We start from the raw sequence: 26,727 nt of genomic DNA on the forward strand, positions 1-26,727 counted from the left end.
TCGCGACCTTGACAGCGCCTCAGCGCAACGCCACCGCGAGCGCTGCCAGCGCGGCCACGCCCCAGCCCAGCAGCCAGGCGAACGGCACGCGGCGCCGGGCCGGTTGCCCGTCTGCCTTGGACCACTGCCGCAACGCGGCCTGCTGGTCGAAACGCGGCGACAGCCGCAGCGGCCGGGCCTGCGCCTTCAGGGGCTCGGTGCGCGCGAACGCGTCCACGTCCTCCTTCGGCCCGGCCGTGCGTCGTCCGCCGACCGGCCAGGACCGTACCAGCGCCGCCAGCGCCCGGGCCAGCTCACCGGCATTCTGGTAGCGCTCCTCGCGCTGCTTGCGCAGCGCCTTGGCGACGATGGCGTCCAGCTCCGGCGGCACTGCCGGGTTGAGCCGGCTGGGGGGCGGCGGGTCCGCGCGCACGACGGCCATGAGCAGCCCGCGCAGGTCCTCGCCATGGAACGGCGGCGTGCCGGCCGCCATCTCGTACAGCAGCGTGCCCAGCGAGAAGATGTCGCTGCGCGCATCCACCGGCTGGCCTTCCACCTGCTCAGGCGACATGTAGCGGGGCGAACCCAGCATCAGCCCGACCTGGGTGCGCACCTGCGAGGACTGCAGCCGCGCGACGCCGAAGTCCATGATCTTGGCGTGCGAGCCGGCCACCACCATGATGTTGGAGGGCTTGATGTCCCGGTGCACCACCCCGTGGGCATGGGCCGCGGCCAGGCCCTCGGCCACCTGGCGCGCCAGGTCGGCCGCCAGCGGCAGGTCCATGGCGCCCTGCGCCATCAGGTCCCTCAGCTCCTCGCCGCGCAGCAGCTCCATGGCGATGTACAGCCATTCGCCCTCGCGGCCCAGGTCGTGGATGGTGACGATGTTGGGGTGGCTGATCGCGCCGGCGGACTGCGCCTCCTGGAGGAAGCGCGCCTCGTGGTCGGCGCGCTCCTGCGCGTCGCCTGGCAGCAGCAGCGCCTTGACCGCCACCTGCCGGTGCAGGGCCTCGTCCTCGGCCAGGTAGACCACGCCCATGGCGCCGCGGCCCAGCTCCTGCAGCACGCGGTAGCGGCCGAAACGGCCGACCGCGGGTTCGCGTGCGCTCATTTGGGCACCCAGCCCGGCAGGCCGTCGCGCAGCCGGTCGCGCAGCCGGTCCGTCCATGGCGGGGTGCCGCGGCTGGCGGCGGGCGGCGGCGCGGCGCGGAACTCGTGCCGGATCGTCATTTCCTCGCCGGGCTCCAGGCGGATCTCCATGCGCAGCGGCTTGAAGCGACCATTGCGCACTTCCAGGGTATGGGCGCCGGCCGCGATGCGCATGCGGCTGAGCGGCGGCGTGCTTCCCTTGAGGTCGCCGTCCACCCAGATCTCGCCGGAGGGCCGGATCTCCAGCTGCAGCGTGGCCAGCTGCGGCTGCGACCAGCGCTGGCGCAGGGTACGGCCCAGGCCGCCCAGCGCGAGCAGGCCCACCACGCCGGCCGCGCCGACCATGTGCAGGCGCAGGCGCCGCGCCCCGGCCAGGGCCTGGTCGAACTGCGGCGTGGTGCGCAGCGCGGGCCGGCCTTCCTCGGCCACGGCCGCCGCGGCGGCAGTGTCCATGGCCTCGCCCATGGCCTGCATGCCCGAGTCCTGCCGGACCAGCTGCACCGGCCCGTGGTGCAGGGCGATGAGCAGCCCGTCCTTGCGCGCGGCTCGCCGGGCCGCTTCCAGCACCGCCACCGGGCCGCCCAGGCCGATGACCGCCGCCGCGCCGTCCGCTTCCAGCACCAGGCGCTGGTCGGCCGGCCAGCCCGACAAGGCCCGGTCCAGCGCCGCCGCCAGGCGCTTGGCGGGGGCGCCGTCCACCAGGCGCAGGTACAGCACGCTGGCTACCCGCGGCGCCAGCGTTGCGGGGATGTCCTTCACAAGGCCTCCAGTCGCGACGGGTCGGGGCGCGCGACCCATTCGGCGAACTCGTCCGCCAGCTGCCGACTGGCCGAGGCGGCGGCGCGCCATGCGGCGCTGCGGCCCCGCGTGTCACGGCCGAAGCGGCCGAAGTCGGTGCGGTCCGGCAGCTTGCCGCCCGGCAGGCGGCCGGCCACCCACGCCGGGTCGGGCGCCAGCAGCAGCATGTGGTCCAGGAAGGGCGTGGCGGCGTGGCGCCAGCGCCAGCCCTTGTCCAGCCAGCCGGGCACCACCGCCTTCTGGAAATGCGGGTACAGCACCAGGCCGCCCGCCGCCGTCGTGCCATTGCCGGGCGCTTGCGGGCGCAGGTAGTTCAGATGCAGGTGGTAGTCGGTGATGCCGCCGTCCCAGTAGGCGCCGCGCGGGGCGCCCGGGATGTCGTGCACCGCCTTCAGGGCGAACGGGATCGAGCAGCTGGCCTGCAACGCATGGCTGAAATTGGCCTCGCTCAGCGCCACCTGCCGCGTGCGGTAGTCGCCGGTGGCGAAGGGCAGCGCGGCCGCGCCGCCCTCGCCCGGCGCCGAGAACACCACCCGCTCCAGCCACGCGCCGAGAGCCCTGCGGTGCACCGAGTTGCAGACGAAGGCTCCCAGGTAACCCAGGGGGGTCGCGATGCGGTGCTCGCGGGCCAGCACGTGCCGGCCGCGCGCCGTCACCACATGCAGCCGGAAGCGCGAATGCCCCAGCACCTCGGTCACGCGGCCGCCGTAGAAGGCCTGCAGGTTCTCGCCAAAGCGCAGCGACACATGCTCGGGCGTGGGCAAGCGCCGCCCGGGCGGAAGTTCGTACTCCTGGTGGATGTAGTCGTGCTCCAGCCGCTCGAGGGCCTGCACCGGATCGCGCAGGCAGGCGGTGGCCAGCCTCCAGGCGCCGATGGAGGCGCCCACCAGGTGGACGGGATGGTCCGATTGCGGCAGCCATTGCCCGAACAGGAAACGGTCCAGCGGGCCCAGCACCAGACCCTTGGGCCCGCCGGCCGCGCCGGGCACGACGCCGATGTCGTGCGGCCGCAGCCCGTGCCGCTCGACGTGACGCCGGGCAGCGGGTCCGGCGTAGAGGCGCAGGGCGTGCATGCGCGAAATTGTAGGAGGCCCGCCGTCCGCTGCTGCTGCAGGAACGGCATCAGGACCTCCGATTCCTCGCAGCGCCGCAACGCGTAGCACTCCTGCAACGCCGGGCACTGCGCCTACTTGCGCAAGCCTTGCAGCTTCGCGAACGCGCCCTGCATGGCCGAGCCAATCGCGGGGTTGGTCGGCGCGCGCTGGCCGCGCGCCGCGCCCTCGAAGCGGTTGTCGCGCGGACCGTCGCGGCGACCGGCCGGTGCCCCCAGCTTCATGGTCAGGCTGATGCGCTTGCGCGCGGGGTCCACCTCCAGCACCTTGACCTTGACGATGTCGCCGGTCTTGACCACCTCGCGGGCGTCGTTGACGAACTTGTGCGACAGCTGGCTCACGTGCACCAGGCCGTCCTGGTGCACGCCCAGGTCGACGAAGGCGCCGAAGGCAGCGACGTTGCTCACCGTGCCCTCCAGCTCCATGCCCTCGCGCAGGTCGGCGATGTCCTCCACGCCGTCGTTGAAGCGGGCCACCTTGAAGTCGGGACGCGGGTCGCGGCCGGGCTTTTCCAGCTCCACGATGATGTCCTTCACGGTCACCGCGCCGAAACGGTCGTCCGCGAAGCGCTCGGGCCTGAAGGTCTTGAGCAGCTCGCCGCGGCCCATGAGCTCCTGCACCGGCTTGCCCGCGGCCGCCAGCATCTTCTCCACCACCGGGTAGGTTTCGGGGTGCACCCCGGTCATGTCCAGCGGGTTGTCGCCGCCGCGGATGCGCAGGAAGCCCGCGCTCTGCTCGAAGGTCTTGGCGCCCAGGCCGCTGACCTCCAGCAGCTGCTGGCGGCTCCGGAACGCGCCGTGCGCCTCGCGCCAGCGCACCACCGCCTTGGCCACGCTGCCCGACAGGCCGGAGACCCGCGACAGCAGCGGCACGCTGGCGGTGTTGAGGTCCACGCCGACCGCGTTCACGCAGTCCTCCACCACCGCGCCCAGCATGCGCGCCAGCTCGCCCTGGTTCACGTCGTGCTGGTACTGGCCCACGCCGATGGACTTGGGATCGATCTTGACCAGCTCGGCCAGCGGGTCCTGCAGGCGCCGCGCGATGCTGGCGGCGCCGCGCAGGCTCACGTCCACGTCAGGCATCTCCTGCGAGGCGAACTCGCTGGCGGAATACACCGAGGCGCCGGACTCGCTGACCACCACGCGCTGCATGCCGGGCAGGCGCTTGCCCAGGTCGGCCGCCAGCTTGTCGGTCTCCCGGCTGGCCGTGCCGTTGCCGATGGCGATGAGGTTGACGCCGTGCTTCTCGCACAGCCGGCCCAGCGTGTGCAGGGCGCCGTCCCAGTCGCGGCGCGGCTCGTGCGGGAACACCGTCGCGGTGTCCACCAGCTTGCCGGTGGCATCGACCACCGCCACCTTCACGCCGGTGCGGATGCCCGGGTCCAGGCCCATGACCACGCGCGGGCCGGCGGGCGCGGCCAGCAGCAGGTCGCGCAGGTTGTCGGCGAAGACCTTGATGGCCACCTTCTCGGCCTCTTCGCGCAGCCGGGCGAACAGGTCGCGCTCGGTGGACAGTGAGAGCTTGACGCGCCAGGTCCAGGCGACGCACTTGCGGATCAGGTCGTCGGCCGGCCGGCCCTGGTGGCTCCAGCCCAGGTGCAGCGCGATCCTGCCCTCCGCGATGGAAGGCTTGCCCGGCTCGGGCTCGACCGGCAGGGAGAGCTTGGCCTCCAGCACCTCCAGCTGGCAGCCGCGGAACACGGCCAGCGCGCGGTGCGAGGGCACGCGGCCGATCGGCTCGTCGTAGTCGAAGTAGTCGCGGAACTTGGCGACGTCGGGATGGTTCTCGTCCTTGCCGGTGGCCAGCTTGCTCTTGAACAGCCCCTCGCTCCACAGCCACTCGCGCAGCTGCTGCACCAGCGCCGGGTCCTCGGCCCAGCGCTCGGACAGGATGTCGCGCACGCCGTCCAGCACCGCGGCCACGGTGGTGAAGTCCTCGCCGCCCTCGCCCTTGTCGGTCTTCACGAAGGCCTGGGCCTGGGCCGCCGGGTCCAGGCCCGGGTCGGCGATCAGCCGGTCGGCGAGCGGTTCGATGCCGGCCTCGCGCGCGATCTGGCCCTTGGTGCGGCGCTTGGGCTTGTACGGCAGGTACAGGTCTTCCAGCTCCTGCTTGGTGGGGGCGGCCTCGATCGCGGCGCGCAGCTCGGGCGTGAGCTTGCCCTGCTCCTCGATGCTGCGCAGGATGGCCTCGCGCCTGTCCTGCAGCTCGCGCAGGTAGACCAGGCGCACCTCGAGCTCGCGCAGCTGGACGTCGTCCAGGCCGCCGGTGGCTTCCTTGCGGTAACGGGCGACGAAAGGCACGGTGGCGCCGCCGTCGAGCAGCTGCACGGCCGCGCGCACCTGCTCCTCCCCCACCCTGATTTCGGCAGCGATCTGCCGGATGATCCATTGCATTCGTGTAACTGCTCAGACGCCTGGGACGCGGCAGTGTGCCACAGCACGCCGGGCCATCCGCGACAGGAAGACGGCATCTCCTCCGACACGGGCGGCCCGGCGCCGGCGCGAAGAATTTCTCATTCCTTGAGGAGTTGTCCCTATGCGAGCCCGAACCCTGGTCCTGATCGTCGCCATCGCCGCGGTGGTGCTGTTCGCCCTGCTGAACTGGCAGGAGTTCTCCCGCCCGACCACGCTGAACCTCGGCTGGCGCACGGCCACTGCCCCGCTGGGCCTGCTGCTGCTGGGCCTGCTCGGGCTGACACTGATCGCTTTCCTGGTCAGCAGCGCCTCGGCCCACACGCGCATGCTGATGGAAAGCCGGCAGAACGCCAAGGCGCTGCAAGCCCAGCGCGATCTGGCCGACAAGGCCGAGGCTTCGCGCTTCACCGACCTGAGGCAGCAGCTAGACAACCACCTGCGCGAGACCCGCCAGCGCGAGACGACGGCCGCCGCCGAGTTCGAGAAGACCATGAGCAACCACCAGCGCGAACTGCGCAACCAGCTCGAGCAGATGCAGCGCTCGCTGTCCATGCGCCTGGGCGAGATGGAGGCGCGCATCGATGCACGGCTGGGCCACCAGCAGCCCATGGCCGCTCCCGCGATGGGCGCCGCGCCCGTGATCACGCCGCCGCGGCACACCGAGACGGTGAGCAGCACTGAGCATGTGGAGCCGGTACTCGGCCGCGGCGAGTTCACGTCCTCCCCCCGCGGTTGAGCCGCGAGCGGCGCCATGCGGCGCCGCTGCCTATGCCGGGTCGAACAGGCCCGGCGTAGCGCCGAACTGAGCCGTTTCGATCTGCAGCAGGCGCAGCTTGGTGGCAACGCCGCCGTCGGCCGAGAACCCGCCGGCGCCATTGCGCGCCGCGAGCACACGGTGGCAAGACCCGACGGGCGCGAAGGGATTGCGTCCGAGTGCCTGGCCGACCGCGCGGGCGGCCCCGGGAACTCCCAGCAGGGCCGCCAGCTCGCCGTAGGTGAGCGTGCGGCCCGGCGCGATGGCGCGTGCGGCCTGGTAGACGCGGCATTCGAATTCGCCCAGCCCGCGCCAGTCCAGCGGCAGGTCGCGCAGGTCGTCGCGGCCGTGCGCCAGCAGGCCTTCGATGCGCTCGATCCAGCCTATCACCACGGTCGGCGGGGCGGCCTCCCGGGCGCCGGGAAAACGCTGCCGCATGCGCCGGCGCAGCACGGCCTCGTCCGCTTCGGGCAGGTGGACGCCGGCGATGGCGCCATCGTTCCAGGCCAGGGCGCAGGGGCCGACCGGCGTGGGAAACAGCGCGAGCCCGTGCGCCTGCGCCACCATGGGACTCAGCCGGCGGCCCGCAGCACGTAGCCGATGCGCGGGAAGTGCACGTGCACCAGGCCGGCGCGCGCATCGGCACGGCGCAGGCTGTAGTGGGTGCGCGTAGCGGCCACCAGCTCGCCCTCGGTAGGTTCGGTGCCGAACGACTCCGGCGTGACCGTGACCCGGCTGCCCAGCGGGATGCCGTGGTCGTCCTGGAAAGCGCTGTCGACCAGCAGGTTGCTGCCCGCCGGCTGCGGGTCGGAGCCGGCGGCGATGGTGATCGCGTCGGCGGACGACAGCTTGGTGGACGCGGCGTGCCCGATGGCCTCCAGCCGGCTCATCCACTCCAGGATCGAAGGCGTTGCGTTGAAGATGTCGGCCATCACCGGCACCTGGCGACGCGTGTACCAGAGGCCGTGATAGGTCGCGAAGTCGGCCACGCAGGGCTCGGCCCCGAACAGGAAGTCGTGCTCCTCGACCATGTTGGCGATGCGCCGCAGGTAGGAGCGCAGGGCCGAGGTCGCGTCCGGCGGGCGCAGCTGGGTCATGTTCACGCGCATGGCCTTGCGGTCTTCCATGAAGGCCTTGGCGAGCTCGGGCGGCGCCTTGGCGAACGCCTGGGCCGCGCCGCGCGGCTGCAGGTTGTAGGCCATGGCCGCCCAGAACAGCGTGGTGTCGGCCCAGTGGGCGAAGATGCGACAGACACCGCGCAGGTGCGGCGGGTACAGCGTGGGCTCGGGCCGCACGTGCTCCAGCACGTCGCAGATCAGCGCCGTGTCGCAGTAGATGTCCCCGCCGACCTGCAGGAAGGGGGCGCGGCGGTAGCCTCCGGTCAGCGCCACCACGTCCGGCTTGGGCATGACCGGCGGCACGTGCACCGATTTCCAGGGCAGCTTCTTGTGGCCCAGCACGAGCCGGATCTTCTCGGAGAAGGGCGAGGACGGGTAGTGGTGCAGGATCAGGTCGGCGGTCATCGGTGGGGAAAAAGGTTCAGCGCGGCATGGCGCGGGCAAGGATGGCGTCGAAATCGGTGGCGGCGCCCAGGGTGCCGAAGGCCTGGCCCCAGTTGCCGGCTATGCGCGAGTCGCAGAAGGCGGCGAACACGGCGGGCGGCGCGGTCTGGGCCAGCAGCGCGGCCTGCACGGCCACGGCCACGTCCTGCGCCAGGCGCCGGGCCTCCACCTCGCTGGCCATTTCCTCCACGCGCGTGGGCAAGGCCGCCACCAGGCGGTCCAGCGCGGCGTGCTGGCCGCGGGCCGGCGCCAGCTCCTGGGCCAGCGCGGCGGCGGCATCGGCCTTGCGGATGGCGCGCAGCAGGTCCAGCGCCATGATATTGCCGGCGCCCTCCCAGATGGAGTTGAGCGGCATCTCGCGGTAGATGCGGGCCATCACGCCCTCGCCGCCCTCCTCCACGTAGCCGTTGCCGCCCAGGCACTCCATCGCCTCCTGGGCAAAGTGGCTGCCGCGCTTGCACACCCAGTACTTGGCGACGGGCGTCAGCAGGCGGGCCATGGCCTTCTCGTGCGGCTGGTCGGGGTGGTCGAACGCCCGCGCCAGCCGCAGGGACAGCGCGCAGGCGGCTTCGCTCTCCAGCGCCAGGTCGGCCAGCACGTTGCGCATCAGCGGCTGCAGGATCAGGCGCTTGCCGAAGGCCTGCCGCTGGCTGGCGTGGTTCAGCGCCAGGCCGAGGGCCTGGCGCATCAGGCCGCTGGTGCCCAGGGCGCAATCGAGACGCGTGAGCGTGCCCATCTCCAGGATCTGCGGCACGCCCCTCCCCTCCTCGCCCACCAGCCAGGCGATGGCGCCGTGGAACTCCACCTCCGAGCTGGCATTGGCCTTGTTGCCCAGCTTGTCCTTCAGGCGCTGGATGCGGATGGCGTTGGGCTCACCCTGGGGCAGCACGCGCGGCAGGAACAGGCAGGACAGGCCCGAGGCCGTCTGCGCCAGCACCAGGAAGGCATCGCACATGGGCGCCGAGAAGAACCACTTGTGGCCGGTGACGGCGTAGCGTGGCCCCCAGCCGTCCTGCCCGGCCGGCTCGGCCCGGGTGGTGTTGGCCCGCACATCCGAGCCGCCCTGCTTCTCGGTCATGCCCATGCCCATGGTCAGGCCGGCCTTGTCGCGCCAGAGCCTGGGTTGCGGGTCGTAGGACCGGTTGGTGAGCTTGGGGCCCCAGTCGGCATACACCGCCGGGTTGCCGCGCAGCGCCGGCGTGACCGCGTAGGTCATGGAAATGGGGCACAGGACCGAGGGCTCCAGCTCGGTGAAGAGCATGAAGCCTGCTGCCCTCAGGACGTGCGGCGACGCGCAGCCGCCTGCCCACGGCGTGCCATGCAGCCCGGCCTGCACCGCCGCATCCATCAGCGCGTGGTAGCTGGGATGGAACTCCACCTGGTCGATGCGCCGGCCGAAGCGGTCGTGCGTGCGCAGCTGCGGCGCATGCACATTGGCCAGCCGCGCATGCAGCTGCATCTCGGCCGTGCCCAGCCGGCGGCCGAGCTCGGCCAGGGGCGCGGTATCCAGCGCAGGCGCGTTGAACTTCAGCGCGTCGCGCAGCGCTGCATGGCCCTGGAACAGGTCGTAGTCCACCAGCGGCTCGGGCTGGTTGAACACCTCGTGGGTGGCGATGTCAGGCACGGGACCTCCTTGGCGCGAACACCCGGCGCCAGCTGGCGGGCACGTCGCGCACCTCGGCGCCTTCCAGCGCGCCCCGGGCCGCCAGCAGCCGGTGCAGCCGCGGCAGGTGGTAGTGCGGAACGGCCGGATAGAGATGATGCTCCAGGTGGTAGTTCACGTGGTGCGGGAACAGCACGAAGCGGGCGAGCCAGTTGGCGGCGCAGCCCCGGGTCCGGTTGCTGCGCGCGGCGGTCAGCGGCGAGCTGAGGTCATCCACCGCGCCGTGCTCCAGCACCGCACGCAGGCGCAGGATGGGCTGCAGCACCGTGACCATGGGCAGCAGCCACAGTACCGCGTACATCAGCACGCCGCGCCCACCGCCGAGCGCCAGGGCCAGCAGCGGTGCAGCCAGGTGGAACGCCACCACGCCCCAGCGGTCGCGCCGGGCCGCCGCGCGCAGCTGCGGCGAGGTGTCGTCCAGGGGGCGGATCTCGCGCTGGGTGTCTTCATTGATGGCCGGCGCGCCGAAGAAATAGGCGAAGGTCTTCCAGGCGTTCAGGCCGGCCAGGTCGCGCGCCAGCTTCTTCCACAGGTAGGCCCGGCCACGCGGGTAGCCGCCGTGGATGGCGGTGTCCGGATCTTCTTCGGTGTAGAGATTGTTGTGGTGCAGCCGGTGCGTGACGCGGTAGGTGCACATGGAGATGCCGCCCAGCATGCCGATGAAGCGGCCCAGCGCATCGTTGGCGCCGCGATGGGCGAACAGCCGGTAGTGGGCCGCCTCGTGCGCCAGGATGAACAAGCCATGCTGGGCGATGCCGACCAGCACCACGCTGACCAGCAGCCAGGCGCTGGGCCAGGTGGCAACGCCCAGCGCCAGTGCGGCGCCGATCAGGCCGAAGGTCTGCATCACCGCGAGCAGCGAGCGGCCGGTCGACAGCTGCGTCAGGGGGACGAGCTCGGCGGCGCCCAGCAGGCTGCGCGCCTGCGCATTGCGCGACCCCGGGGTGCGGTGGTCCTCCCGGAACTCCTCGCCGCTGCGCTGCGCCATGGCCGGCTCGCCGCGTCAGACCAGCTGGACCAGCTGCTTGCCGAAGTTGCGGCCCTTGAGCATGCCCAGGAAGGCTTCGGGCGCGGCCTCCAGGCCCTGGGCCACCGACTCGCGCGGCCGCAGCTTGCCGCTGCCCACCAGCTGGCCCAGCTCCTTGAGCGCCTCGGGCCAGACCTCCATGTGCTCGCTGACGATGAAGCCTTCCACCCGCAGGCGGTTGGTGAGGATCAGCTGCGGATAGCTCATGGGGATGGGCTGGCCGTCGTAGCCGGCGATCATGCCGCACAGGGCCATGCGGCCGAAGGCGTTCATGCGCAGCATCACGGCGTCCATCACCATGCCGCCCACGTTCTCGAAGTACCCGTCCACGCCCTGGGGACAGGCCTGCTTCAGCGCCTTGGCAAGCGATTGCGCGTCCCGGTGCTGCTTGTAGTCGATGCAGGCGTCGAAGCCGAGCTCCTGCTCCACGTACCTGCACTTGTCCGGCCCGCCGGCGATGCCGACGGCGCGGCAGCCGCGCGCCTTGGCCAGGGCGCCGAAGGCGCTGCCGACCGCGCCGCTGGCCGCGCTGACCACCACGGTCTGGCCAGCCTGCGGTTCGATGATCTTCACCAGCCCGTACCAGGCCGTGACGCCCGGCATGCCCACCGCGCCCAGGTAGTGCGACAGCGGCACGTGCGTGGTGTCGACCTTGCGCAGCATGCCGGGTGCGTTGGCGTCGGCCACGCTGTATTCCTGCCAGCCGCCCATGCCCACCACCTTGTCGCCGGGGCTGAACTTCGGGCTGCGGCTTTCCACCACCTCGCCCACCGTGCCGCCGATCATGACCTCGCCCAGCGGCTGCGGCTGGGCGTAGCTCTTGCTCTCGTTCATGCGGCCGCGCATGTAGGGGTCGAGGCTGAGGAAATGGTGCCGCACCAGCACCTGGCCGTCCTGCAGCGGCGGCGTCTCGCGGGTGACCAGCTTGAAGTTGGAGGCCGTGGCCTCGCCCTCGGGACGGCTGTCCAGCAGGATCTGCTTGTTCTGCGGCATGGGGTTCTCCTTGCGCTTGCGCAAAGCTCAGTCGGTGGAAATCACGTTCAGCGGGTTCGTGCTGCGGGGCCCGGTGGGCAGCCTGCGCACGTACTTGAAGGTGCCGGTGGCGTGGGCGCAGGCGCGGCCCTCGGCGTCGACGATGGTCGCCTCGGTGAACGCCAGCGTCGCCGTGCGGTGCATCAACCGGCCCTGCCCGACCAGCAGGCCCTTGGCCGGCTGCATGAAGCTGGTCTTCATCTCGATGGTGACCACGCCCATCTCGCGGTCCACGCTGCGGGCGGCCACCGCCATGGTGACGTCCATCAGCGTCATGACGGCCCCGCCGTGGGTGACGCTGAACGAGTTGAGGTGCTCGGGCCGCGGGTCGAACTCCAGGCGCGACTCGCCGCCCTCCATGCGCACCAGGCGGAAGCCCAGGTGCTCGACGAAGGGGATGCTGACGCCGAAAGGGTTTTCTTCGCTCATCATCCTCCCGTGATCACGCTGGTGCCGCCGTCCACCGCCAACCACTGGCCGGTGATGTGCTTGCCGGCGTCGGAGGCGAACAGCAGGGTCGTGCCCTTGAGGTCCTCGTCGTCGCCCAGGCGCCGCAGGGGCGCGTGCGCGGCCAGCTTGTCCTGGCCCAGCCGCTCCAGCGTGCCCCTGGTCATCCTGCTCGGGAAGAAGCCGGGACAGATCGCGTTCACCGTGATGTTGTACTTGCCCCATTCGCAGCCCAGCGCACGGGTGAAGTTGATGACCGCGCCCTTGGAGGTGTTGTAGGCCAGGGTCTGCATCTCGGGCGGGTTGCCGCCCAGGCCCGCGATGGAGGCGATGTTGATGATCCTGCCCTGCCTGCGCGGGATCATGCTCTTCTTGCCCAGGTGCTGGCTCAGGATGAAATAGCCGCGCACGTTGAGGTTCATGAGCTTGTCCCAGGCTTCGACCGGATGGTCCTCCGCCGGCGCCCCCCAGGCCGCCCCCGCGTTGTTGACCAGGATGTCCACGCCGCCCAGGCGCTGCAGGGCCTCGTCGCCCAGCCGGCGGATCTCCTCCTCGCGCGACAGGTCGGCCGCGACCCAGCGGGCATCGATGCCGGCGGCCTGCAGGTCGGCGGCGGCCTCCTCCAGGTCGTCCGCCTTGCGCGAGCTGAGCAGGATCTTGGCGCCCGCCTCGCCCAGCGCATGCGCCATCTGCAGCCCCAGGCCGCGCGAGCCGCCGGTGACCAGGGCGGTCTTGCCTTCCAGGCTGAAGAGTTGCTGCACGGTGCGGGTCATGGTCGTCCTTTGGGTTGGGGGGCGGCGGGATCGCGCAGGCGCGAGCGCACCCAGATGAGAAAGAAGCCGACGGCGGCCACCGCCGCGCCGGCCACCAGCAGGCTCCAGCCCAGCGGCTCGTCGGTGCGCCGCGTGGCGATGCCGACGACCAGCGTCAGCAGGCCGCCATAGACCAGGGTCCAGACCAGGCGGTCCAGCCACTTGAGCGTGGTCGGCGAGGCCATCAGAACGCCTCCTCGGGCATGTCGGCGCAGGTGCGGTCGCGCCGCGCCACCACCTGCAGCCAGGCATCGATCCTGGGCAGCTCGTAACGGTAGAAATAGGCGGCCGCACGCATCCTGCCCTGGTGCACCGCCACCTCGCGGACGGCGTCGGCGGGGATGGCCAGCAGCACGTCCAGCCAGGTCCAGGCCAGCACCAGGTGGCCGGCCGCCTGCATGTAGGGCACGGCGTTGGCCAGGGCGTCGCCGGGGTCGCCGGTGGCCCAGGCCGCCTGGGTGGCGGCGCCCACCTGCTGCAGCGCCTGGCCCAGCTGGTTGGCGTAGGCCGCCAGCTCGGGCCGCTGGATGGCGCGCTCGATGGTCGCGTTGATGCGCCCGGCCAGCAGCTGCAGGCCGCGGCCGCCTTCCATGGTGACCTTGCGGCCCAGCAGGTCCGCCGCCTGGATGCCGTGGGTGCCCTCGTGGATCATGTTCAGGCGGTTGTCGCGCCAGTACTGCTCCACCGGGAAGTCGCGCGTATAGCCGTAGCCGCCGTGGATCTGGATGGCCAGCGAATTGGCCTCCAGGCAGAACTCCGAAGGCCAGCTCTTGGCGATGGGCGTCAGCACCTCCAGCAGCGCTCGCGCCTCGTCGGCCGCTTCCGGCGTGCCGGTGTGCTGCTCGTCCACCAGGCGGGCGCAGTACAGCAGCAGGGCCAGCGCGCCTTCGCAGTAGGACTTCTGCGCCAGCAGCATGCGCTTGACGTCGGCGTGCTCGATGATGCGGATCTGCGGCTGCGACGGGTCTTTTCCCGCCGGCCCCACCGGCCGGCCCTGGGGTCGGTTCCTTGCGTAGTCCAGCGAGGCGTAGTAACCGGCCAGCCCCAGCGAAGTGGCGGCCATGCCGATGCCGATGCGCGCCTCGTTCATCATGTGGAACATGCAGCGCAGGCCTTCATGCGGCCTGCCCACCAGGTAGCCGATGGCGCCGGGTGCGCCACGCACCGGGTACCTGCCCTCGCCGAAATTCAGCAGCGTGTTGGTGGTGCCGCGCCAGCCCAGCTTGTGGTTCAGGCCGGCCAGCGCCACGTCGTTGCGCTCGCCGGTGAGCCGGCCATCCGTTCCCACCAGCTTCTTGGGCACGATGAATAGCGAGATGCCGCGCGTGCCGGGAATGAGCTTGCCGTCGGGCCCCGGGATCTTGGCCAGCACCAGGTGGATGATGTTCTCGGACAGCTCGTGCTCGCCGGCCGAGATCCACATCTTGTTGCCTTTGAGGCGGTAGCGCGGGCCCAGGGGATCGGCCTCGAAACCCTCACCGTCGGGCACGGCCCGGGTGGTGATGTCCGACAGCGAGGAGCCGGCCTGCGGCTCGGACAGGCACATGGTGCCGGTGAAGCGGCCGGCGAACTCGTTGCGCGCGAACACCTCCTTCTGCGCCCCGGTGCCGTGCACCATCAGCAGGTTGGCGTTGCCCTTGGTCAGCAGGCTGGAGCCTATGCTCACCGACGCCACGGCGAAGAAACCGTTGGCCGCGGCCTCGATGGTGTAGGGCAGCTGCATGCCGCCCTCTTCGTAATCCTGCGCCGCGCTGACCATGCCGGACTCCACGTAGGCGCGGTGCGCCTCGTGGGTGGCCCGGGGCAGGATCACCTTCTCGCCGTCGAAGCGCGGCTCCTCGGTGTCCACCAGCCGGTTGAAGGGCGCGTACTTCTCGCGCGCGATGCGCTCGCAGGTGTCCAGCACCGCGTCGAAGGTCTCGCGGGAGTGGTCGGCGAAGCGCTCGCGTTCGCCCAGTTGCCCGACCTTCAGCCAGTCGTACAGCAGGAAGTCGAGGGTCGGGCGCAGGCTCATCGTCGCGGCTTACAGCACCTCGAACACACCGGCCGCCCCCATGCCGCCGCCGATGCACATGGTGACCACCACGCGCTTGGCGCCGCGGCGCTTGCCTTCGATCAGCGCATGGCCCGTCAGCCGCTGGCCCGACACGCCGTAGGGATGGCCGACGGCGATGGCGCCGCCGTTGACGTTCAGCCGGTCGGCCGGGATGCCCAGCTTGTCGCGGCAGTAGAGCACCTGCACCGCGAACGCCTCGTTCAGTTCCCACAGGTCGATGTCGCCGACCTTCAGGCCCAGCTTCTTCAGCACCTTGGGCACGGCGAACACCGGGCCGATGCCCATCTCGTCCGGCTCGCAGCCGGCCACGGCGAAGCCCAGGAAGCGGCCCATGGGCTTGAGGTTGTTCCTGCCGGCGTATTCCTCGCTCACCACCACGCAGGCGCCGGCGCCGTCGGAGAACTGGCTGGCGTTGCCGGCCGTGATCACCCCGCCGGGCAGCGCCGGGCGGATGCCGCTGATGCTCTCCTTGGTCGTGCCCTCGCGCAGGCCCTCATCGGCGCCGACGGTCACCTCCTTGGTGCGCAGGCCCAGCACGGGGTCGGCCACCCCGGCCTTGACCGTGATGGGCGCGATCTCGTCCTTGAACTTGCCGGCGGCCTGGGCGGCGCAGGCTTTCTGCTGGCTGGCGGCGCCGTACTCGTCCATCTGGTCGCGGCTGATCTTGTAGCGCTGGGCCACCTGCTCGGCGGTCTGCAGCATGCTCCAGTAGATGGCCGGCTTCTTCTTGTCCAGCTCCAGGTCGCGCAGCATGTGCTGGTTCATCTCCTGCTGCACGCAGGAGATGCTCTCCACGCCGCCGGCCACGTAGACATCGCCCTCGCCCGCGATGATGCGCTGCGACACCATGGCGATGGTCTGCAGGCCGGAGGAGCAGAAGCGGTTGACGGTGGCGCCGGACACGCTGATCGGCAGGTCGGCCATCAGCGCGATCTGGCGCGCGATGTTGGCGCCGGTGGCGCCTTCGGGGTTGGCGCAGCCCATGAGCACGTCCTCCACCGCGTCGCCGGGCACGCCGGCGCGCTGCAGCGCGTGCTTGACGGCATGGCCGCCCAGGGTGGCGCCATGCGTCATGTTGAAGGCGCCCTTCCAGCTCTTGGTCAGCGGCGTGCGGGCGGTGGAGACGATGACGGCATTGGTCATGGTGAACCTTTCAGGAATGTCGTTGGGCGGCGGGCATCAGCCGTTGAAGGTCTTGCCTTCGGCGACCAGGCGCTTGATCAGCGGGGCCGGCTCCCAGAACTTCGCGTCGTCCCGCGGGTTCTGCTGGAAGCGCTTCATGGCCTGCATCACGTTGAACAGGCCCACCTGGTCGGCATACAGCATGGGGCCGCCGCGGTGGATGGGGAAGCCGTAGCCGGTGAGGTACACCATGTCGATGTCGCTGGCGCGCGAGGCGATGCCTTCCTCCAGGATGTGCGCGCCCTCGTTGACCAGGGCGTAGACCAGGCGCTGGACGATCTCCTCGTCGGAGATCTTGCGCGGCTCGATGCCCAGTTCCTTGCGGTGCGCGGCGATCATGTCCTCCACCAGCTTGGAGGGGATGGCGTCGCGCTTGCCGGCCTGGTAGTCGTACCAGCCGGCGCCGGTCTTCTGGCCGAAGCGGCCCAGCTCGCACAGCTTGTCGGCGGTGCGGCTGTACTTCATGTCGGCGCGCTCGGTGGCGCGGCGCTTGCGGATGGCCCAGCCGATGTCGTTGCCGGCCAGGTCGCCCATGCGGAACGGGCCCATGGCGAAGCCGAACTTCTCGATGGCCTTGTCCACCTGCTGCGGCGTGGCGCCTTCGTCCAGCAGGAAGCCGGCCTGGCGGCTGTACTGCTCGATCATGCGGTTGCCGATGAAGCCGTCGCACACGCCGGAAACCACGGCGGTCTTCTTGATCTTCTTGGCCAGCTGCATCACGGTGGCCAGCACGTCCTTCGCCGTCTTGCCGCCGCGCACCACCTCCAGCAGCTTCATCACGTTGGCCGGGCTGAAGAAGTGCATGCCGACCACGTCCTGCGGGCGCTTGGTGAAGGCGGCGATCTTGTTGACGTCCAGGGTGGAGGTGTTGGAGGCCAGGATGGCGCCCTTCTTCATCACGCCGTCCAGCGTCTCGAACACCTTCTGCTTGACGCCCATCTCCTCGAACACGGCCTCGATCACAAGGTCGGCCTGCGCCAGGTCCTGGTAGTCCAGCGTGGTCTTGAGCAGGGACATGCGCTGCTCGTACTTGTCCTGCTTGAGCTTGCCCTTCTTGATCTGGGCCTCATAGTTCTTGCGGATGGTGGAGATGCCGCGGTCCAGCGCCTCCTGCTTCATCTCGAGGATGGTGACCGGGATGCCGGCGTTCAGGAAGTTCATGGAGATGCCGCCGCCCATGGTGCCGGCGCCGATCACGGCCACGGCCTTGATCTCGCGCTGCGGCGTGTCTTCCGGGACATCAGGGATCTTGCTGGCCGCGCGTTCGGCCATGAAGATGTGGCGCAGCGCCCGGCTCTCGGGCGTGAACATCAGGTTGGTGAAGATCTCGCGCTCGAGCGTCATGCCCTCGTCGAACTTCTTCCTGGTGGCGAACTCCACGGCGTCCACGCACTTGACCGGCGCCGGGAAGTTCTTGGCCATGCCCTTGACCATGTTGCGCGCGAACTGGAAGTAGGCGTCGCCCTGGGGATGCTTGCACGGCAGGTTGCGCACCAGCGGCAGGGGCCGCGTGTCCGCCACCGAGCGGGCGAATGCCAGGGCCTCTTCCTGCAGGGCCTGCGCCGAGGATGCCATCTTGTCGAACAGCTTCTGGCCCGGCTGCTGCGCCAGCAGCTCGCTCTTGACCGGCTCGCCGCTGACGATCATGTTGAGCGCGGTCTCGACGCCCAGCACGCGCGGCAGGCGCTGCGTGCCGCCGGCACCGGGGATCAGGCCCAGCTTCACCTCTGGCAGCGCGATGTTGGCGCCCGGCGCGGCGATGCGGTAATGGCAGCCCAGCGAAAGCTCGAGGCCGCCGCCCATGGCCACGGAGTGGATCGCGGCCACCACCGGCTTGGACGAGTTCTCCATCGCCAGGATCACGGACAGCAGGTTGGGTTCCGCCACTGCCTTGGGGGTGCCGAACTCCTTGATGTCGGCGCCGCCGGAGAAGGCCTTGCCCGCGCCGGTGATGACGATGGCCTTGACGCTGCCATCGGCATTGGCCTTCTCCAGGCCCTGGGTGAGCGCCACGCGGGTGGCCAGGCCCAGTCCGTTGACGGGCGGGTTGTTCATCGTGATCACGGCGACGTCGCCGTGCACCTTGTATTCAGCCGTCATGCGGGTTCCCTTCAGGAGTCAAAAAGAACGGTCGTGCGATTTTGGATTCTAGGGCCGTGGACATGGCTGGCCTGTGGTTTTGTCGCAGGCGGGACAGAGCCTGCAAACTGCTTAAGTGCTCTTACGCTTGAGCTGGCACGCGGGACATGACATCCTCGTCCCTCGGCATCCGCACCGCGGCTGCATAACCGTTGGACGGAGGGGTCGATCTTCATGCCTCGACCTGTGAGGGAAAATTCCATGCACGTCACTGAACAACAAGGCATCTGCCCGGCCACCGGCTGGGCGGCTGCCGCCGGGGAAGCCGTGCCTCCACGCACCAAGATGATGTCCGACGGCGCACGCAAGACCCTGCGATTCCAGGTCATGCGCACGGCCGACGAAAGGTCGGCCCTTGCCGGCCTGCGCCAGCACGCCGCCTTGACCGTCGAACAAGACCTGGGTCTGGAGCTGGCTCCCTTCGAAAGCAGGAGGGACGAGATCGGCATCGTGGGCGCCATCTTCCTGGAAGAAAGGCTGGTCGCCACCATCCGGTTTGTTCCTACGGGTTACGGCATGACGGGCGCCGAACGCTTGCCAGGCGATCTCATCCCGGACAAGAACATCCTGCGGCCCGGTAGCTGGGAGGTTGGCAGGCTCATCATGCAGCCCGGGGATCGCCATCCCGAGCTGCTGGCCCGGTGCCTCACGCTGGCCCTCCAGGAGCTGATCAGGCTGCACGAGGTCCGCTGCTTCCACGGCACCACCACCCTGCCCATGGCCCGGCTGTGGCGCCGCTTCGGCATGAGGACGGCGCTGACGGCCATCGGGTCCAGCGGCAAGCCTTATGCCTTGTTGTTCGGGAAAGTATCGGACGTCGCCGCGGCCTTGAGCGTGCTGGAAAGCGCGCGCGCCGCGCCTGGGGACATTTGCTACAGTGCCCCGGCGCTCCGGCGCATGGCTTGAAGCAAGGGAGAGGAATGGACATGAAAAAGCTGATAGCGACCCTGTACGACGGTTACCGGCATCACCACGAGTCGAACAAGTCTCTGCTGCAGTGGATCGGCGTCGTCGGCTCCATCGCATTTCCGCTGCTCTATGCCGCACGGCTGACGGGCAAGCTGCCGCCCCGGTATGACGACCTGAATTTTCGGCTCGCAGCCATCGTCCTGTGCCTGTTCCTGGCACTGCGCCGGTGGTGGCCGGAGCGCCTGCGGCCGTTCTACCTGCCCTACTCCTACCTGACCATCTTCTACTGTCTGGCCTTCCTGCTGCCGTTCACCCTGCTGCAGAACAAGGCGGCGGCCAACACCATCGTCAACGTGGTGATAGGAGCCGTTCTCATCATCCTGCTGACGGACTGGCGCAACACCATCGTCATGCTGGTGACGGGCTATGTGATGGCGGTGGTCGTCTACTGGACGGTCAGTCCCGGCGCCCAGCTGCCAGCCGAGTTCCTCTATTGGTGGGTTCCCCTGTCGGGCATCCTCATCGCCGGCGGCGGCCTGTCCAAGTACGCCGAGAAGCGCGCCGAGCTGGAACGCATGCGCGGCCTCTATTCCGGCCTGGCCGGCTCCATCGCGCACGAGATGCGCAACCCGCTCGCGCAGATCCGCCAGGTGCTGGACCAGATCGCCGCCGCCGTCCCGGCGCCGCAGGGCGGCATGCCTGCCGTGCTGTCGCCCGAGCAGGCGGCCGCCGTGACCCGCAGCATCGCGCAAGGCCAGCAGGCCGTCACGCGGGGACTGCAGGCCATCACGGTGACCTTGCAGCAGCTCAACACCAACGCGCTGGACGCCTCCACGTTCACCCGCCTGTCCGCCGCGCAGTGCGTGCGCAAGGCGGTGGACGAGTATGCCTACGACGACGAGTCCCAGCGGGCCAAGGTGTCGGTGCAGGTGCGCGGCGATTTCACGTTCAAGGGGGAGCCCACCGCGTTCCTGATGGTGCTGTACAACCTCATCAAGAACGCCCTGTACTACCTGCCGGTGCATCCCGGCGCCACGCTCTCCATCACCGTCGCGCGCGAGGCGGGCCACCGCATCGTCGTGCGCGACACGGGCCCGGGCATCGCCCCTGCCGTGCAGGCGCGCCTGTTCCAGGAATTCCACAGCGCGGGCAAGCCCGAGGGCACGGGGCTGGGCCTGGCCTTCTGCCGGCGGGTGATGCGCGCCTTCGGCGGCGACATCACCTGCCGCTCCACGCTGGGCGAGTTCACCGAGTTCACGATGACCTTTCCCGAAGTCGCGCCGGACGGGCAGGAGCAGCGGCCGGACACCGCATCGCACTTGCGCAGCCTGCTGGCCGGCAAGCGCGTTCTGGTCGTCGACGACGATCCCAACCTGCGCAAGGCCACGGTCGCCCGGCTGACGGCCGCCGACTGCGGGGCCGACGAGGCCGGCAGCGGCGCGGCCGCGCTGGACATGCTGGCCCGGGTGGCTTACGACATGGTGGTCATGGACATCCGCATGCCGGGCCTGGATGGCCTGGAGACCACCCGGCTGATCCGGCAAGGCAAGGTCCCCGGGAGGGAACGCACACCCGTGATCGGCTTCAGCGCCGAGCCCGCCGGGTGGGAGGCTGGTGGACGTCGGGCCGGGATGGATGGTTTCCTCGCCAAGGGCTGCAGCGACGCCGAGTGGACCCAGGCGGTCGTGGCGGTCATGACCGCCCGCCCCGCGCAGGCCGAACGGACCGGCGCGGCCTGGAAGGGCACCACGGTGCTGCTGGCCGAAGACAGCGCGTTGAACCGCTCCCTGACCCGGACCCGCCTGGCCGAACTGGGCATGGAGGTTGTCGAGGCGGCGCATGGCCGGGAGGTGCTGCAGCTGGTGGGTGCGGGCGTGCGGCCCACGGTGATCCTGATGGACATGCACATGCCCGGGATGGACGGCATCGCCACCACCCAGGCGCTGCGGGCCCTGCCCGCGCCGGCCGGCAAGACGCCCATTCTTGCGCTCACCGCGCATGTCTCGGCGGCGCAATCGCAGGCCGCGATGGCCGCCGGCATGGACGGCGTCCTGACCAAGCCCCTGGACGTGCCCATGCTGCTGGGTGAGTTGGCGCGCCTGCTGGGCGGAACGCCGGCAGCCAGCCCGTCCCGGCAGGAGACGCCGCACGACGGCGGCACGCCGACGCTGCTCAACACCGAGCGCGCCGACGAGTTCCGCCGGCTCGGCATCCTGGACGAGCTGTTTCCCATGTGCCTGGCGGACATCCGCCAGCTGACGCAGCGGCTGGAAGCCTGCGCGGCCTCCGCGGACCGTGACGGCGCCTACATGGCCCTGCATTCGCTGCTGGGGGCCAGCGGCGAGATCGGGGCGCAGGCCCTGCACGAGACCGCCCAGGGATGCTACCGGGCGCTGTCGCAGGGCGAATGGCCGCAGCCGCGCGACTGGCCGGCCCGCATCGCGGGGCTGGCGAGCGCCACCGAGGAGGCGGTGCTGGCTGCCTATGCGCTGCGGCCGGCGGCGGCCGCGCCCGCGTCTCAGACCTCCAGCCACTCCTTGCGCGTGTAGGCATCGGCCCGCAGGCCGTCGGGCGTTCCCTGGAACACGATGCTGCCGTGGCCCATCACCAGGGCCCGATCGGAGATCGCCATCGCAATGGTGAGCTTCTGCTCGATCAGCAGCACCGAGATGCCCCGGGCTTTCAGCGCCTTCAGGTAACCGCCCACCAGCTCGACGATCTTGGGCGCCAGCCCCTCGGTGGGCTCGTCGATGATGATGAGGTCGGGATCGCCCATCAGCGTGCGGCACAGCGTCAGCATCTGCTGCTCGCCGCCCGACAGCACCCCCGCCTCGGTGTGCTGGCGCTCCTTCAGGCGCGGGAACATGCGGTACATGTCGTCGAACGACCAGCGGCCGCTCTGCCCGGCGCGCTTTTGCCCCAGCATCAGGTTCTGGTGCACGGTGAGCTTGGGGAAGATGTCGCGGTTCTCCGGCACGTAGCCGATGCCCAGATGGGCGATCTCGTAAGGCTTCCTTCCCAGCGTCTGCCGGCCTTTCCAGGCCACGCTGCCGGTGCACTCGACCATGCCCATGACGGCCTTGGCCGTGGTCGAGCGTCCCGAGCCATTGCGGCCCAGCAGGGCCACGATCTCGCCAGGCCGCACCTCGAAATTGACGCCATGCAGGACATGGCTCTTGCCGTAGAAGGCATGCAGGTTGTCGACCTGGAGCATCTCAGTGGCCTCCCGGCGTCTCGGCCACGTGCGAGCCCAGGTAGGCTTCCTGCACGCGCTGGTTGGCCCGCACGTTCTCGGGCGTGTCGAAGGCGATGACCTCGCCGTAGACCACCACCGCGATCCTGTCGGCCAGCCCGAACACCACGCCCATGTCGTGCTCCACCGTCAGCAGCGTCTTGCCCACCGTCACTTCCTTGATCAGCTCGATGAAGCGCCGGGTCTCGCTCCTGCTCATGCCGGCTGTGGGCTCGTCCAGCAGGATCACGCTGGCGCCGCCGCCGATGGTGATGCCGACCTCCAGCGCGCGCTGCTCGGCGTAGGTGAGGTTCATCGCGAGCACGTCGCGCTTCTTGTCCAGCCGGATCATTTCCATCAGCCGGTCGGCGCGCTCGTTGGCGTCGTCGAGGTCGGCCAGGAACTTCAGGAAGGTGTAGCGGTAGCCCAGGCTCCACAGCACGCTGCAGCGCAGGTTCTCGAAGACGCTGAGTTTGGGGAAGATGTTGGTGATCTGGAAGCTGCGCGACAGGCCCATGCGGTTGATCTCGAATGGCCGCTTGCCGTCGATGCGCTGCCCGTGCAGCAGGACCTGCCCGCTGGTCGGCTCGAAACGTCCACTGACGAGGTTGAACAGCGTGGACTTGCCGGCACCGTTGGGCCCGATCACGGCGATGCGCTCGCCGGGCGCCACCGCCAGGTTGGCGCCGCGGATGATCTCGGTCTTGCCGAAGCTCTTGCGCAGGTCTTTCAATTCGAGCGCGTAGGTCGAAGCGGCCGTCATGAGAGGGCCTCGCGACGCTTGATCTCCTTCTCTATGTACTCCTGGATCTCGCCCCATTGCCGGCTGAACTGGCGCCGCGCGAGCTCGAACAGGCCGATGCCGGTGAGCATGACGAAGGCCGAGCCGAACCAGCTGTCCACGCTCCTGGGATCCAGCGCCGCGCCCATGAACTTCACCGTGCCGCCCGGCAGCGAACTCAGCTGCAGGTGGTAGACCATCTCGACGATCGCCGCGCCGCCGGCCATGGCCACCAGAGCGCAGAAGGCCAGGGCCAGGTAGCTCACCCACAGGGGTCGGAGCCTGCCGAAGGCGGCGACGCGCAGGTTCATCATGATCAGGCTGGCGACGCCGCCGGGCGCGTACATCACCATGAACAGGAAGATGAGTCCCAGGTACAGCAGCCAGGCGGCCGTGAACTCGCTGAAGAGGATGAAGGCCAGCACCATCAGGATGGCCCCGATGATGGGGCCGAAGAAGAAGGTGGCGCCGCCCAGGAAGGTGAACAGCAGGTAGGCGCCCGAGCGGGCGGCGCCGACCACCTCGGCGGTCACGATCTCGAAGTTCAGCGCGGCCAGGCCGCCGGAGATGCCCGCGAAGAAGCCGGCGGTGATGAAGGCCAGGTAGCGGACCTTCTGCGTGTCATAGCCGATGAACTCGACGCGCTCGGGGTTGTCGCGCACGGCGTTGAGGATGCGGCCCAGCGGCGTGCGCGTGAAGGCGAACATGGCGGCCACCGAGACGAAGGTGTAGGCCGCGATCAGGTAGTACACCTGGATGGGCGGGCCGAAGTTGATGCCCAGGAAAGGCTTGCCGACCACGCGGTTGGCGTTGATGCCGCCCTCGCCGCCGAAGAACTCGGGCACCATCAGGGACATGGCGAACACCAGCTCGCCGATGCCCAGCGTGATCATCGCGAACGTCGTGCCGGACTTCTTGGTGGTGACGTAGCCCAGCAAGGCCGCGAACCCCATGCCGGCCAGGCCGCCCACCAGCGGGATGGTGACCACCGGCAGCGGCAGGGAGCCGCTGGCCACCTGGTTGAGTGCGTGGATGGCAAGGTAGGAGCCCAGGCCGGTGTAGACGGCATGGCCGAAACTCAGCATGCCGCCCTGCCCCAGCAGGATGTTGTAGGACAGGCAGGCGATGATGGCGATGCCCATCTGCGAGAGCATGGTGATGGACAGCCCGCTGGTGAAGACCAGCGGCGCGAACACCAGCGCCAGGGCGAACAGGCTCCAGATCAGCCAGCGGCCGATGTTGAGCGGCTTGAACTCGTAATACTGTTTCATGCGTCAGCCCTCGCGCGTGCCCAGCAGGCCCTTGGGACGGAAGATGAGGATCAGGACCAGCAGAAGGTACGGGAGGATGGGCGCCACCTGCGACAGGGTCATCTTCACCAGCGAATTGCCCTGCACGGCGCTGCCCAGGGGGATGCCGACCTGCGCGGCCAGCGAGCCGATGGAATAGTCGAAGGCCACGGCGAAGGTCTGGACGACGCCGATCAGCAGGGACGCGAGGAAGGCGCCGGACAGCGACCCCAGGCCGCCCACCACCACCACCACGAAGATGACCGAGCCGACGGTCGCCGCCATGGAGGGCTCGGTCAGGAAGGTGCTGCCGCCGATCACGCCCGCCAGCCCCGCCAGGGCCGTGCCGGCCCCGAACACCAGCATGAAGACCCGCGGCACGTTGTGCCCCAGGGACTCCACCGCTTCGGGGTGCGTCAGCGCCGCCTGGATCACCAGCCCGATGCGCGAGCGCGTCAGCAGCAGCCACACCGACAGCAGCATCACCAGCGCGATCAGCATCATGAAGCCCCGCGTCGCCGGGAACGGCGAGCAGACCACCCGCACGGCCGCATCCGCGGCGTTGCACAGGCTGGCCGGGGCCGCGCCCCACAGCACGCTCAGCCCGTTCACCGCGTGGTTGACCAGGGTGAACGCCGGGCCCTGCAGCAGCTCCGGCGGGCGGAACTCGACGGCCAGGCGCCCCCAGACGAGCTGGACGACCTCCACCACCACATAGGACAGGCCGAAGGTGATGAGCAGCTCGGGGACGTGGCCGTACTTGTGGACCTTGCGCAGGAAGGTGCGTTCGAACAGGGCGCCCAGCACGCCCACCAGCAGCGGCGCGATGAACACGGCGGGCCAGAAGCCGATCAACCGGGACGTGCTGTAGCCGATGTAGGCTCCCAGCATGTAGAAGCTGGCGTGCGCGAAATTGAGCACGCCCATCATGCTGAAGATCAGGGTCAGCCCCGAGCTGAGCATGAACAGCAGCAAGCCGTAGCTCAACCCGTTGAGCAGGGAAATGATCAGGAACTCCATGTCGACCGATTCCGGTGGCCGGCAAAAACAAGGAGCCCGATACGGTGCACCCGTATGGGCTCCTTCTTGCCGGAGGCAGCGTCAGGAAGGACGCTTCATCTGGCAGCTGGTGGGCGTGCTGGATACGTAGTTCGGGAATTCCTTCACCGGCGCCAGCGTCATCCCCGTGTTCTCGGGGCTGTAGGGGTACTTCTTGTCGGCCTTCTGCCAGACGGAGATGTACAGCGGCTGCTGCAACTGGTGGTCGGCCTTGCGCATCTCGACCTCGCCGTTGAAGCTCTTGACCTTGATGCCCTCCAGGGCGGCGGCCACCTTGACCGGGTCGGTCGACTTGGCCTGGGCCATGGCGGCGCCCAGCGTCTCGAAGATGCGGATGGTCGAGCCGGTGTAGAAGTCGTCGTTGTACTTCTGCTTGAACTCGGCCATCCACTTGTCCATCTGGCCGCCCATGTTGTAGTGGCTGTAGGCGACCTGGTACACCCGACCCGCGCCGTTCTGGCCCAGGGAACTGGGCGTGCCGGTCACACCGGCGTAGTAGGTGAAGAACTTGCCGTTGAAGCCGCCTTCGTTGGCCGCCTTGATCAGCAGCGACAGGTCCGAGCCCCAGTTGCCGGTGATGACGGTGTCGGCGCCGGAGGCCTTGATCTTGGCGATGTAGGGCGCGAAGTCGCGCACCTGGGCCAGCGGATGCAGGTCCTCGCCGACGATCTTGATGTCGGGGCGCTTGCGCGCCAGCGTCTCCTTGGCGTACTTGGCCACCTGCACGCCGTGCGAGTAGTTCTGCCCGAGGATGTAGACGTTCTTGATGTCCTTCTGGTCCACCATGAAGCTGGACATCGCCTCCATCTTCATGGAGGTGTCGGCGTCGAAGCGGAAGTGCCAGTAGCTGCACTTGCTGTTGGTGAGGTCCGGGTCGACCGCGGCGTCGTTGAGGTACAGGACCTCCTTGCCGGGATTGCGCTCGTTGTGCTTGTTGATCGCATCCACCAGGGCCAGCGCCACGGACGATCCGTTGCCTTGGATGATGTAGCGGGCACCCTGGTCGATGGCCGCCTTCAGCGCGTTGAGGCTCTCGGCCGGGCTCAGCTTGTTGTCGATGAGGGTGACCTCGAACTTCACGCCCGCCGGGTTGCCCGCGCCGCTGAACTTCTCGGCGAAGAACTGGTAGCCCTTGCCCTGGCTGACGCCCACCGGCCCCAGCAGGCCGGTCAACGGGTCGATCCGGACCATCTTCACGGTCTCGCCCTTCTGGGCGAACGACGTGCCGGTGGCAGCCAGCACCGCGGCGGCAACGAGGGCTTTCAACGCGAACTTCATGCTTGTCTCCTGGAAGCGAACAGCGCGCAGGGTAATGGTTTTTGTGCAGCGCA

Annotated in this window: 23 protein-coding genes; 3 read left to right on the forward strand and 20 right to left on the reverse strand. The window is 69.5% G+C overall.

The features are described 5' to 3' along the window. Positions 1 to 19: 19 nt before the first annotated feature. The 4 genes from RTA_RS10210 to RTA_RS10225 all read right to left on the reverse strand — a co-directional run bounded on the left by RTA_RS10210 (position 20) and on the right by RTA_RS10225 (position 5,431). The gene (locus RTA_RS10210; protein ID WP_013901314.1) at positions 20 to 1,090 is read right to left on the reverse strand and encodes a serine/threonine-protein kinase; all 1,071 of its coding nucleotides are present in this window, start codon (positions 1,088 to 1,090) and stop codon (positions 20 to 22) included. Beyond that, entirely contained in the window at positions 1,087 to 1,887 is an 801-nt protein-coding gene (locus RTA_RS10215) for a PEGA domain-containing protein (protein WP_013901315.1), read from the reverse strand. Before RTA_RS10215 ends, RTA_RS10210 begins: the two co-directional genes overlap by 4 nt. Next, the gene (locus tag RTA_RS10220; protein ID WP_041675329.1) at positions 1,884 to 2,999 is read right to left on the reverse strand and encodes a patatin-like phospholipase family protein; all 1,116 of its coding nucleotides are present in this window, start codon (positions 2,997 to 2,999) and stop codon (positions 1,884 to 1,886) included. Before RTA_RS10220 ends, RTA_RS10215 begins: the two co-directional genes overlap by 4 nt. Positions 3,000 to 3,112: 113 nt before the next feature. Next, positions 3,113 to 5,431, reverse strand: a complete 2,319-nt coding sequence (locus RTA_RS10225; RefSeq protein WP_013901317.1) for a Tex family protein — start codon at positions 5,429 to 5,431, stop codon at positions 3,113 to 3,115. A 142-nt stretch (positions 5,432 to 5,573) separates the two neighbouring features. On the opposite strand from RTA_RS10225, the gene RTA_RS10230 reads away from it, so the two are divergent. Then, positions 5,574 to 6,188, forward strand: coding sequence for a hypothetical protein (locus RTA_RS10230; RefSeq protein ID WP_013901318.1), 615 nt, complete (start codon positions 5,574 to 5,576; stop codon positions 6,186 to 6,188). 30 nt (positions 6,189 to 6,218) lie between these two features. Here RTA_RS10230 and RTA_RS10235 read toward each other — a convergent pair whose 3' ends face one another. From RTA_RS10235 to RTA_RS10285, 11 genes are read right to left on the reverse strand one after another with little or no spacing between them, the layout of a single operon-like run. Next, the gene (locus RTA_RS10235) at positions 6,219 to 6,773 is read right to left on the reverse strand and encodes a methylated-DNA--[protein]-cysteine S-methyltransferase (RefSeq protein ID WP_013901319.1); all 555 of its coding nucleotides are present in this window, start codon (positions 6,771 to 6,773) and stop codon (positions 6,219 to 6,221) included. A 5-nt stretch (positions 6,774 to 6,778) separates the two neighbouring features. Beyond that, positions 6,779 to 7,729: a glutathione S-transferase family protein gene (locus RTA_RS10240; protein ID WP_013901320.1), complete on the reverse strand. Its 951-nt coding sequence runs from the start codon at positions 7,727 to 7,729 to the stop codon at positions 6,779 to 6,781. Between the two features lie 16 nt (positions 7,730 to 7,745). Then, the gene (locus RTA_RS10245; protein WP_013901321.1) at positions 7,746 to 9,392 is read right to left on the reverse strand and encodes an isovaleryl-CoA dehydrogenase; all 1,647 of its coding nucleotides are present in this window, start codon (positions 9,390 to 9,392) and stop codon (positions 7,746 to 7,748) included. Further along, positions 9,385 to 10,419, reverse strand: coding sequence for a fatty acid desaturase family protein (locus tag RTA_RS10250; protein WP_013901322.1), 1,035 nt, complete (start codon positions 10,417 to 10,419; stop codon positions 9,385 to 9,387). The genes RTA_RS10245 and RTA_RS10250 overlap by 8 nt, the downstream gene beginning before the upstream one ends. 15 nt (positions 10,420 to 10,434) lie before the next feature. After that, positions 10,435 to 11,451, reverse strand: a complete 1,017-nt coding sequence (locus tag RTA_RS10255; RefSeq protein ID WP_013901323.1) for an NADP-dependent oxidoreductase — start codon at positions 11,449 to 11,451, stop codon at positions 10,435 to 10,437. A 27-nt stretch (positions 11,452 to 11,478) separates the two neighbouring features. Then, positions 11,479 to 11,919: a PaaI family thioesterase gene (locus tag RTA_RS10260; protein ID WP_013901324.1), complete on the reverse strand. Its 441-nt coding sequence runs from the start codon at positions 11,917 to 11,919 to the stop codon at positions 11,479 to 11,481. Beyond that, the gene (locus RTA_RS10265) at positions 11,919 to 12,710 is read right to left on the reverse strand and encodes an SDR family oxidoreductase (RefSeq protein WP_013901325.1); all 792 of its coding nucleotides are present in this window, start codon (positions 12,708 to 12,710) and stop codon (positions 11,919 to 11,921) included. Before RTA_RS10265 ends, RTA_RS10260 begins: the two co-directional genes overlap by 1 nt. Further along, positions 12,707 to 12,934: a hypothetical protein gene (locus RTA_RS10270; protein WP_013901326.1), complete on the reverse strand. Its 228-nt coding sequence runs from the start codon at positions 12,932 to 12,934 to the stop codon at positions 12,707 to 12,709. The genes RTA_RS10265 and RTA_RS10270 overlap by 4 nt, the downstream gene beginning before the upstream one ends. Further along, entirely contained in the window at positions 12,934 to 14,763 is a 1,830-nt protein-coding gene (locus tag RTA_RS10275; RefSeq protein ID WP_013901327.1) for an acyl-CoA dehydrogenase, read from the reverse strand. The genes RTA_RS10270 and RTA_RS10275 overlap by 1 nt, the downstream gene beginning before the upstream one ends. Before the next feature lie 9 nt (positions 14,764 to 14,772). Beyond that, positions 14,773 to 15,948 carry an acetyl-CoA C-acyltransferase gene (locus RTA_RS10280; protein ID WP_013901328.1) on the reverse strand — a complete coding sequence of 392 codons (1,176 nt, stop codon included), beginning with the start codon at positions 15,946 to 15,948 and terminating at the stop codon, positions 14,773 to 14,775. A 36-nt stretch (positions 15,949 to 15,984) separates the two neighbouring features. Further along, positions 15,985 to 18,087 (reverse strand): 3-hydroxyacyl-CoA dehydrogenase NAD-binding domain-containing protein, encoded by a 2,103-nt coding sequence (locus RTA_RS10285; RefSeq protein ID WP_013901329.1) that lies wholly within the window; start codon positions 18,085 to 18,087, stop codon positions 15,985 to 15,987. A gap of 240 nt (positions 18,088 to 18,327) precedes the next feature. Between RTA_RS10285 and RTA_RS10290 the strand changes: the two genes are divergently transcribed. Both RTA_RS10290 and RTA_RS10295 read left to right on the forward strand, forming a co-directional pair. Beyond that, entirely contained in the window at positions 18,328 to 19,032 is a 705-nt protein-coding gene (locus RTA_RS10290; RefSeq protein WP_013901330.1) for a hypothetical protein, read from the forward strand. A 20-nt stretch (positions 19,033 to 19,052) separates the two neighbouring features. Beyond that, entirely contained in the window at positions 19,053 to 21,584 is a 2,532-nt protein-coding gene (locus RTA_RS10295; RefSeq protein ID WP_041675331.1) for an ATP-binding response regulator, read from the forward strand. On the opposite strand, the gene RTA_RS10300 is transcribed toward RTA_RS10295, so the two are convergent. The 5 genes from RTA_RS10300 to RTA_RS10320 form a co-directional block, all read right to left on the reverse strand. Continuing rightward, positions 21,554 to 22,249, reverse strand: coding sequence for an ABC transporter ATP-binding protein (locus RTA_RS10300; protein WP_013901332.1), 696 nt, complete (start codon positions 22,247 to 22,249; stop codon positions 21,554 to 21,556). The genes RTA_RS10295 and RTA_RS10300 overlap by 31 nt on opposite strands. Before the next feature lies 1 nt (position 22,250). Beyond that, entirely contained in the window at positions 22,251 to 23,030 is a 780-nt protein-coding gene (locus tag RTA_RS10305; protein ID WP_013901333.1) for an ABC transporter ATP-binding protein, read from the reverse strand. Next, on the reverse strand, positions 23,027 to 24,319 hold the full coding sequence (locus RTA_RS10310; protein WP_013901334.1) for a branched-chain amino acid ABC transporter permease: 1,293 nt from the start codon (positions 24,317 to 24,319) through the stop codon (positions 23,027 to 23,029). Before RTA_RS10310 ends, RTA_RS10305 begins: the two co-directional genes overlap by 4 nt. A gap of 3 nt (positions 24,320 to 24,322) precedes the next feature. Then, a complete protein-coding gene (locus RTA_RS10315) occupies positions 24,323 to 25,357 on the reverse strand; it encodes a branched-chain amino acid ABC transporter permease (RefSeq protein ID WP_013901335.1) in 1,035 nt (344 codons plus the stop codon). A gap of 81 nt (positions 25,358 to 25,438) precedes the next feature. Continuing rightward, positions 25,439 to 26,674 carry a branched-chain amino acid ABC transporter substrate-binding protein gene (locus RTA_RS10320; protein ID WP_013901336.1) on the reverse strand — a complete coding sequence of 412 codons (1,236 nt, stop codon included), beginning with the start codon at positions 26,672 to 26,674 and terminating at the stop codon, positions 25,439 to 25,441. Positions 26,675 to 26,727 lie beyond the last annotated feature (53 nt).

Source organism: Ramlibacter tataouinensis TTB310, from assembly GCF_000215705.1.
GTDB lineage: Bacteria > Pseudomonadota > Gammaproteobacteria > Burkholderiales > Burkholderiaceae_C > Ramlibacter > Ramlibacter tataouinensis.